General features: G+C 63.3%; 7 protein-coding genes and 2 pseudogenes. 7 read left to right on the top strand and 2 right to left on the bottom strand.

Annotated features, from left to right (window positions below; genetic code table 11):
- Nucleotides 1-111: 111 nt before the first annotated feature.
- The 5 genes and pseudogenes from BST40_RS26490 to BST40_RS32100 form a co-directional block, all read left to right on the top strand.
- A complete protein-coding gene (locus tag BST40_RS26490) occupies nt 112-1,368 on the top strand; it encodes a YcaO-like family protein (RefSeq protein ID WP_075545207.1) in 1,257 nt (418 codons plus the stop codon).
- Nucleotides 1,365-2,831 carry a TfuA-like protein gene (locus BST40_RS26495; protein ID WP_075545206.1) on the top strand — a complete coding sequence of 489 codons (1,467 nt, stop codon included), beginning with the start codon at nt 1,365-1,367 and terminating at the stop codon, nt 2,829-2,831. The genes BST40_RS26490 and BST40_RS26495 overlap by 4 nt, the downstream gene beginning before the upstream one ends.
- A 111-nt stretch (nt 2,832-2,942) precedes the next feature.
- Nucleotides 2,943-3,158 (top strand): hypothetical protein, encoded by a 216-nt coding sequence (locus BST40_RS29725; protein ID WP_131808239.1) that lies wholly within the window; start codon nt 2,943-2,945, stop codon nt 3,156-3,158.
- Between the two features lie 11 nt (nt 3,159-3,169).
- Nucleotides 3,170-3,724: a hypothetical protein gene (locus BST40_RS26500; protein ID WP_241780124.1), complete on the top strand. Its 555-nt coding sequence runs from the start codon at nt 3,170-3,172 to the stop codon at nt 3,722-3,724.
- A gap of 99 nt (nt 3,725-3,823) precedes the next feature.
- Nucleotides 3,824-3,962 (top strand): annotated as a pseudogene (locus BST40_RS32100) (LLM class flavin-dependent oxidoreductase); the annotation flags it as partial.
- 87 nt (nt 3,963-4,049) lie between these two features.
- On the opposite strand, the pseudogene BST40_RS26505 reads toward BST40_RS32100, so the two are convergent.
- Nucleotides 4,050-4,432, bottom strand: a pseudogene (locus BST40_RS26505) (transposase); the annotation flags it as partial.
- Between the two features lie 376 nt (nt 4,433-4,808).
- Nucleotides 4,809-5,693: an IS701 family transposase gene (locus BST40_RS26510; RefSeq protein ID WP_082275226.1), complete on the bottom strand. Its 885-nt coding sequence runs from the start codon at nt 5,691-5,693 to the stop codon at nt 4,809-4,811.
- A gap of 327 nt (nt 5,694-6,020) precedes the next feature.
- On the opposite strand from BST40_RS26510, the gene BST40_RS26515 reads away from it, so the two are divergent.
- Together BST40_RS26515 and BST40_RS26520 are read left to right on the top strand one after the other, a co-directional pair.
- Nucleotides 6,021-7,634 (top strand): hypothetical protein, encoded by a 1,614-nt coding sequence (locus BST40_RS26515; RefSeq protein ID WP_083156273.1) that lies wholly within the window; start codon nt 6,021-6,023, stop codon nt 7,632-7,634.
- Nucleotides 7,635-7,919: 285 nt separating this feature from the next.
- The coding region (locus tag BST40_RS26520; RefSeq protein WP_142276817.1) for a PE family protein at nt 7,920-8,406 on the top strand (487 nt) is incomplete at its 3' end.

Genomic DNA, 8,406 nt, shown 5'->3' on the forward strand with positions numbered 1-8,406 from the left:
GGTCTCATCGCCGCCCCCCTCCCCCTCCGCGATGAGATCCCGCTGGGATTTTCTCTTGCACCCGTCGCAATGTCCCGCCGCAAACCCGGCAACTAAGTAGCGTGAAAAGCCATGTCGGAACTGTCCGGGCTCGGCACCCAGCCACTGATGAAAGCTGGACCCGACTGGTCACATTGGCCGCCACGAGTGTTGGGTCACGCCGACCCCACCACAATCGGATATCGGGCGGGCACTCACCGGGTCATCTCGCCCGATCAAACTTGGCAAGCCGTTCAGCCTGCGCTGGAGCGGGCCGGGATCACCCGCGTCGCCGACCTGACCTGGCTGGACGATCTCGGAATTCCCACCGTCCAGGCCGTGCGGCCCGCCTCGCTGACCTTGTCGGTCAGTCAGGGGAAGGCCACCACGTACCGCGCCGCCCAGGTCTCGGCCGTCATGGAATCGCTGGAGAACTGGCACGTGGAGAGCATCACTGCCGACCTTTTATCCAGGAGCACAACAGATCTCGCCCGTGAACTGACCTATGACCCGGCCGACCTCCACCGGCCCGCCGGAAGCTTCTACCATCCCGGCGCCAAGCTCGACTGGATGATCGCGACGACATTGCTGACCGGCCGCCGAACCTTTGTGCCGTGGCTGGCCACCGTCGTCAACGTGGCGATCAGCGACTCCTGGGGACCGCCGATGTTCGGGATGGACACCACGGGATTGGCTTCCGGCAACAGTTACCACGAGGCCACCCTGCACGGGCTCTACGAGATCATGGAGCGCCATGGCATGGCCACGGCCGCGCCGGGATCGACCTTGTTCGAGGTACCTCTGGACGACGTCGCCCGCTCGGAGTGCGCCCAACTGGTCGAGATGATTCAGCGGGCCGGAAGCGAACTGCGCGTTGCCCGGATCGGCAGCTGGGACGGGTTCTACTGCTTCGCCGCCGAGATCACCTCGCCCATGGCCGAGATTCCGTTCAGTGGCAGCGGGCTTCACCACGACCCCAACGTGGCGCTGTCCCGGGCGATCACCGAGGCCGCGCAATCGCGCCTGACGGCCATCAGCGGGGCTCGCGAGGATCTCCCTTCGGCGATCTACCACAGGTTCGCCCGGGTGCACACGTATGCCCCGGCTCGTCGATCGATGCAGTCGATGCCCGCCGCGCCCGCCACGCCCTGGCACATCGACCACAGCAACTCGCTGACCGAGCTGCTCGCCACGGCGGCGACCGCCGTGACCGTCCGGTCGGGCGTCGAGCCCCTCGCCGTCGTCTGCGACTTCGACGACGCCTGCGTCCCCGTGGTCAAGGTCGTCGCCCCCGGACTGTCGGCTTCCATACATTCGCCGATGCGAACCCCCCTACAGGAGCACGGATGACAACCAACGGCCGGGTCGTCGTCACCGCGGGACCAACGATCGGCGCCGACGATATCCATGCCGTGTTGCCCACTGCCGAAGTGGTGGCGCCGATCGCGTTCGGTCAGGCGCTCGGATACGGGTTGCGGCCGGGCGACACCCTGCTGATCGTCGACGGACTCTTCTTCCAGCAGGCGTCGGTCCGGCACAAGGAATTGCTGACCCTCATCGACGATGGGGTGCGGGTGGTCGGTTCATCGAGCATGGGAGCGTTGCGCGCCGCAGAGCTGCACCCGTTCGGCATGGAAGGCTACGGCTGGGTCTTCGAGGGCTATCGCGACGGGCTGCTCGAAGCCGATGACGAAGTGGGGATGGTGCACGGCGACCCCGAAGACGGTTATCCGGTGTTTGTGGACGCCCTGGTCAACATTCGCCATACCGTCGCGCGGGCCGTCGAATCCGGGCTGATATCAGCAATTTTGGCTGACCAGTTGATCGAAACCGCACGCAGCACCCCGTTTACCCAGCGTACCTGGAATCGATTGCTGGAGGCTGTCGGCGCTCCGGAAAGCCGCATTTTGGCAACACAATTGAGGTCACTGCGGGTCGACATCAAACACGCCGACGCACTCTTGGCGCTGCGCGAGGTGGTCCGCGGCAAAGGCGGCCGTTCCGTGCGGCCGGGCCCACCTCCGACGATATGGTCGGAGCGCTGGCGGCAGCGGTGGGCGCCTGCGACACCCGTTCCCGTCACCACCGACAGCGGAGCCCAGTCGGCCGTCGATGTCGGTGACCTTGACGTCCTTTCGCTGCTGAGCGTGTGCGCGATCGATCGATGGGCATATGTCCCGGCGCTGGAGCAGGTCGCCGCCTGGTACTGGAATCTGACGCACCCCGACGATGGCGGCGCGGTGTGCGAGCGGGCCGCCCGGGCCGTCGCCGAAGTAGCGGCCGACAGCTATTTGCGCTCGCTGGAGACCGTCGCCCACCGCTATGCGCAAGCCACCGGCATCATCGACGAGTCCGGCTTTCCCGAGCACGTCAGGGCACACTGGCTCACCGCCGAGGAGAACGATAGCCTGCGCGACGATCCGATTGCGGTCTCGGCGCGACTGACCACCCGCACCCTTTTTTTCGCCCGGTCGCTCCCGGCGATCCAGCACTTCCTCGAACTGCTGCGGGCAGACCCTCGGCTGCCCGAATGGCGCGCCATGGCCGCCCGCGCCCTCGCGCAGCGGGACGAATTAGCCCGTCAGAAGCCACATTTGAACGTGCGCCGCCCGGATCCTGGACAACTCAAGCGTCTATTCGGCAACCGATGGCGCACCGAGGTGAACCGAATCGAGCTGGCGCAGCGAGGATTGATGACCGAGGACGCGTTCTATACCGCCGCTACCCCCTTCGCGGTGGCGGCCGCCGACGACGAGTTGCCGTCCCTCGAGGTCGGCAGGCTCGGTTCTGGCCGCAGTATGGGAACCGGGTAACGCTTCGCCGTATAGAAGGCGGCCGAACCTCTTGGTAGGCAGCGACATCGATGCCCCGCGGCACTGCCCAAGGTCACCCCGGCAGCTACGCTGGCGCACGAGGTGACCAGCTTGCACCTGGATCAGCAACAAGCTGTGGAGGCAACCGATATTGCTGCAAAAGCAGCTTTTGGTGATACCGGCGGAATCGCCAACCTCCCCGATGGAACAAAGGTTGTACTGCCGGTGGCCCTACCTCAGCGAGTGGCAATGATGGTACATCCTGACGGATCGGTCACAGTCTTCAAAGGTGACCTTACCCAATTTATGCCCTACCTAGGTAAGTGAACGGATAAGTGGTGAATACAGCCTCGGTTGTCGCAATCTTCGAGTTCGAAGTGTACCTGCTCATGACGATGAAGATAAGAATGGTCAACAAAAAAGCTACAGTACTAGAAGCCAAACTAGCTGAATACGGGTTCTCGGTGAGCGACGCGGAGCGCATACATGCCCAGATGACCGAAACTCTTGGCGACAAGACGTCGCGATTTGAAACCTTGAAGAAGCTCCTGGGGGCGGGTCAGGACTCCACGTCACTGACATATAGCAGCGTATTGTGGCCTGAATTCGACTTCAACGCCACTGGCGAAGGCGGACTGCTTGCCTCGGCGCGGTATTGGCACGTTAGAGGTCATTCGCCAACAGTCCATTTGCCAACTGAGCTTCCCGCATGGAGCATCGACATAACAGAGTTCACGCAATATTTTGGCCCCATGACAGACGGCGATCAATGGTCCCTGTTCGATAAACTTCTCCCCGGATATGAGGAGTACCAATTCGAATGGCAGGGAACACGTTACGGTGCCGCATTTAGTTGGGGCTTATTCTTATTTGCGGCAGAGTTCTGGGAGTAAGCTAGGCAGTTGCGAGCTTCTCATGAAACCGTAAAGTATCGTAACTCTCGAGGTCCCATCGCATACGGTGCTGCGGCTGCCCATGTCGCTTGAGCGGTTCCGCGGTTGGAGTTGGAGAAGGCGATGGCGACCATTCGGGCGTTGTGGAACTCCGACGGCGAACCGGATTCATGGCATTTCCCGCTGCGCGATGCCGTGTTTGACCTTCCGCGCCTACAGGGGCACATGGCCGGAGATCTGAGTCGCCGCTCACCGCCCGCGCATTTTGTCGATAGCGTCCCGCGGAATGATGGACTTCGGATCTGACGTGGCTCACGCATGGTGATCAACGAGTCATGTTGAACACCAAGTGATTTGGTGTTGTTTGGCAAGTGCTGCAGCGGCGTGTTTGTTTAGCAATGACGGCGCGTAGTTCGTCCATGGAGACATCGGAGAGGTAGCGGCGGGTGACTTGCCATTCATCGTGGCCTTCGATGACCACCGCGGTGGACAGGCGCAAAAACGCTGCGGGGTTCGGGAAGATCTCCACGACATCGGCACGGCGCTCGATTTCCTTGTTGAGTCGTTCGATATGCGGTTGTTCGACCAGATCTTCTGCCGATGCGCTTTCGGGAACGCGGTGCACGCCAACACATCGGTCTTGGCCTGGCTCATCATGTCGGCCGCCTTCGGGAAGCTGCCCGCCAGGGTGTCGGTGACCCGGTCCCATAGCCAACCACTCCGGGGTGGTCAACGCGTCACAGTCCAGATCCGCCACCACATCTAGCGCCGCATCCAACCCGTCGAAGGCTGCCGTGATCGCTTCGCGCTCCGCCATAATGCCCAACCTATCGGCGGGCACCGACAAACCCCTGACAGAAAATGACTGCCCAACAACCGATTTCACGTTTCGCCCAGAGCGAACAGCAGCGCTTTCCGACGCGCGGCCACCCAGCTACCTATGCACGACGAAGCAGGGCACATCCAGCAGATCTCTCGCGCACGCGCAGCGATAGGCACTTGGCACATGTTGGCGTCACAGCGAGTAACTGACGGAAAGATCTTCTGCCAAAATGCAGGCTAGTACTGCAGCCGTAGATCGAGATCATTGGTGTTCGCGTTGTCGGTACTGGGATTGTCGGGCTCGGTATTGGTGTCGTCTTCGCCATCGTGACCAGGCCAGCAGGCTTGCCAGGGTGCGGTGGGTGACGAGCAGCAGTGCGTCGAAGAGGCGTCGAAACTCGTTGACGGTCAAGGCGCCGGCGCCGGCGGAGTGTGTCTGCCAGGCATGTGCCGGGATCAGCGCGGGCAGCGCATCGACGCGGATCGGGCCGGCATGGGTGGGCACGCGCCGGTTGGCCGCAACCGCCATCACGTAGCCCAGCCCGTGGCCTCGAATAGCGGCGCGCAGTCGTGGGTCGGCTCCATAGACTTCGTCGCCGGCCACCCACCCCGCGGGTACTCGGGCGGCCACAGCGCGGTCGATCAGTGTTACCGCCAACGTTGGTTTGGTCGCGAAACCCCGCTTGTCGGCAGGGATTCCGGCGTCGGCGCAGCGGTCATGGTCGTCGGCCCAGCTGCGCGGAAGGTACAGAGCCCGGTCGATCAGCGCGTGCCCACGCGGGGCCGCATACGTCAGATACACCGCCATCTGGGAGTTCTCGACACGGCCCGCGGTACCGCTGTACTGGCGCTGCACCCCGACGCTGTGCACACCCTTCTTGACGTCACCGGTCTCGTCGACCACCAAGATCGCACCCGGGTCACCGAACGCATCGACGATGTAATCACGCGGATCGTCACGGACCGCGTCGGCGTCCCAGCTCGCCCGTGCCAACAGATGCTGCAACCCATCGGGGGTGGTATCACCGCGGTGCTCGGCGATAGTCCAGCAATTCTTGCGGTCCAAGCCCGAGACCATCCCGGCCATGAGTTCACCGGCATGCCGCAACGGCTCGTAACGGGCAAAACGCGGCGCGATCCGATCCAGCACCGCCGAGTACTCCGCCTGCCACCGATCAGGGTCTGCGCTATGAGCCGCGGCGACCGCGGCATATTGAGAAGTTGTCACAAACTGAAACAATGCCGCGGTCACCGCTCTGACCAGCGCAGACACGCCAGCATCAGCAATCCCTATCTACGGCTGCAGTACTAACGGGGCTTCGCCCCAGCCCGACGAGGCATGTCGTGATCAGCTTGGGGTGTGGGGCTCCGGTCGGACGGGGTTGAGACCGTGACCGGCGGACCGATCCGGTGTATGAACCGCATAGCGCGGTTGGTTGGCCTGACTGGCCGCCCGTCCGATCGGAGCCTTGTGATGACCGTAGCGCGCGCGGTTGATGATGTCTTGTCCGAACATGTGGTTTTCGACGTCGAGTGCATCGACCGCATGTTCTGCAATGTCTATGTGCCGGGATTGCAATACCCAGCTGGCCTGGTGGGCTATGTGCATCGACGACTGGGGTTGCCCATCGCCTCGACCGCGCCACTGGTCAAGATCACCGACGCGTTCTGCACAGCGGTGCACCGGTTTGCTCGCGACAACGCCATCCCGTGGGTGAATTTCGCCAAGGGACAACGCAAAGACGACATCGCCCACGAGCACCTGGCCCGGTTCACCGGCACCGAAGGGGTGCTGTTCGTGGGTCGCGCGCAGGAAAAGACCAAGCTGTTTCGCACCGAGAAACGCCGCGACACCAACGGCGATTCCTACCCGTGGATCGTGCCAGCCAGCGGGCTGATCAACCACTTCTACTTTTATTGCTACGACGAGGACTTCGGCCCGTTTTTTATCAAGTTCTGCTCCTATTTCCCCTACAACGCGAAGTTGTGCCTCAACGGAAACCATTGGGCCCAGCGCCAAGCCGCCAAGGCCGGCATCGGGTTCACCCCGCTCGATAACGGGTTCGCCGCGGTCGAGGACCCCGCCGCGCTGCAAGCCATCTGCGACAGTCTGGGGCCCGAACACATCGAAGCGCTGCTGGACAAGTGGCTGGCGGTCCTGCCGCACCCATTTTCCGCAGCCGACCACGCCGCGGGCTACCGCTACGAGCTGTCGATCCTGCAGGCCGAATTCTCGCTGACCCAGATGCTCGACAAACCCGTGGCGGGCCGGATGTTCTTCGAACAGGTCATCCGCGACAACCTCGACATCGGCCGCCCCGACCAGGTCGCGTTGATCTTCGACCGCCGCCTGATGCGCCGCGGACCGCGCTGCACACCCGGGTCATTTCGCACCCGGGTGATCACCGCCGGTGTCACCCCCAGCCTGCACGTGGATTACAAGCACACCCGAATCAAGCAGTACCACAAGGAAGGAAAAGCCCTGCGCACCGAAACCACGATCAATGACACCACCGACTTTTCGATCGGCAAACGACTGACTAATCTGCCCGCCCTGCGGGAGATCGGCTTCTCGGCCAACCGACGTCTGCTGCACGTCCAACGACTCAGCCACGACCCGATCACCGGCGCCGAAGCGCTTGACACCATCACCGCCGCGGTCACTACCGCCACAGGCACTCGTATCCCCGGACTACGGCTGGCCCAGCGGCGCAGCCACGCCCTGCTGCAGGCATTGCTGACGTTCGGCTGCCAAACCAACGGCTTCACCAACCGCGATCTGCGCATCCTCACCGCCGAATTACGCGGACTGCCACCCGATGAGGTCACCGCCGGACAAACAACCTACGACCTGCGCCGACTCAAATCCCGGGGCATGATCACCCGCATCCCGCACAGCAACCGCTACACCGTCACCGACCGTGGCCTGCACACCGCCCACTTCTTGACCTGCGTGCATGACCGCTTCCTACTCACCGGCCTGGCCCACCTCTCCGACCACACCACGGCCCCTCCGCTACAGCAAGCTTCTCGCGCCTACAACGCAGCTCTCCAAACCCTCAGCCACACAACACTACTCGCCGCCTAGCACCAAACGCGCAGCGTTATGACGTCAAACTTGACTCGAAATTCCGGCTGCGCCGGATCCAGCCAAACTAGGGCGGACATGTGCCGGCCGTCGGCAACGCGGCTTCGGTTGTGTCCGGTACGGGCTTGGTCTGGGTCCATATATGGCCACGTGAACTGGTGGAGGAAACCTGCCCAAAGTCCAGGACGTGAGGCCGCGATGCGCGTTAGAGTCAGTCTCTGACCAGCGCATCGACTGTCGTCGGACGCCAAACGCGGCGGATCGTCGGCTGTTTGGAGGTGCCACATGTCGTACTTGATCGCAGCGCCGGAGGCGCTGATGGCGGCGACAACGGATTTGGCAAATCTCGGCTCGACAATCGGCGCAGCCAACGGTGCTGCCGCCGCCAACACGACGCGGTTGCTGGCCGCGGGTGCTGATGAGGTGTCAGCGGCGATCGCGGGCTTGTTTGGTGCGCACGGCCAGGCATACCAGGCGCTGAGCGCGCAGGCCGCAGCGTTTCATGACCAGTTTGTGCAGGCCCTGGCCGCTGGTGCGAATTCGTATGCGGCTGCCGAGGCTGCTAGCGCCTCGCCGCTGCAGAGTCTGCTCGACGCGATCAACGCGCCGGTTCAGGCGGCTACCGGTCGTCCGCTGATCGGTAACGGCATTAACGGAGCCCCGGGCAGTGGGGCCAATGGTGGGGACGGCGGGTGGTTGTTCGGCAACGGCGGCAACGGCGGGTCGGGCACGAGCGCAGGTGGGCCCGGTGGTAACGGCGGGGCGGCCGGGC

The sequence above is a fragment of the Mycobacterium persicum genome (assembly GCF_002086675.1).
In the GTDB taxonomy this organism is placed as follows: Bacteria; Actinomycetota; Actinomycetes; order Mycobacteriales; family Mycobacteriaceae; genus Mycobacterium; species Mycobacterium persicum.

What these genes read in the sequence shown, in the direction of transcription:
- BST40_RS26490 (WP_075545207.1), top strand. Translation starts at nt 112, where the DNA reads ATGTCGGAACTGTCCGGGCTCGGCACCCAGCCACTGATGAAAGCTGGA.
- BST40_RS26495 (WP_075545206.1), top strand. Translation starts at nt 1,365, where the DNA reads ATGACAACCAACGGCCGGGTCGTCGTCACCGCGGGACCAACGATCGGC.
- BST40_RS26515 (WP_083156273.1), top strand. Translation starts at nt 6,021, where the DNA reads ATGACCGTAGCGCGCGCGGTTGATGATGTCTTGTCCGAACATGTGGTT.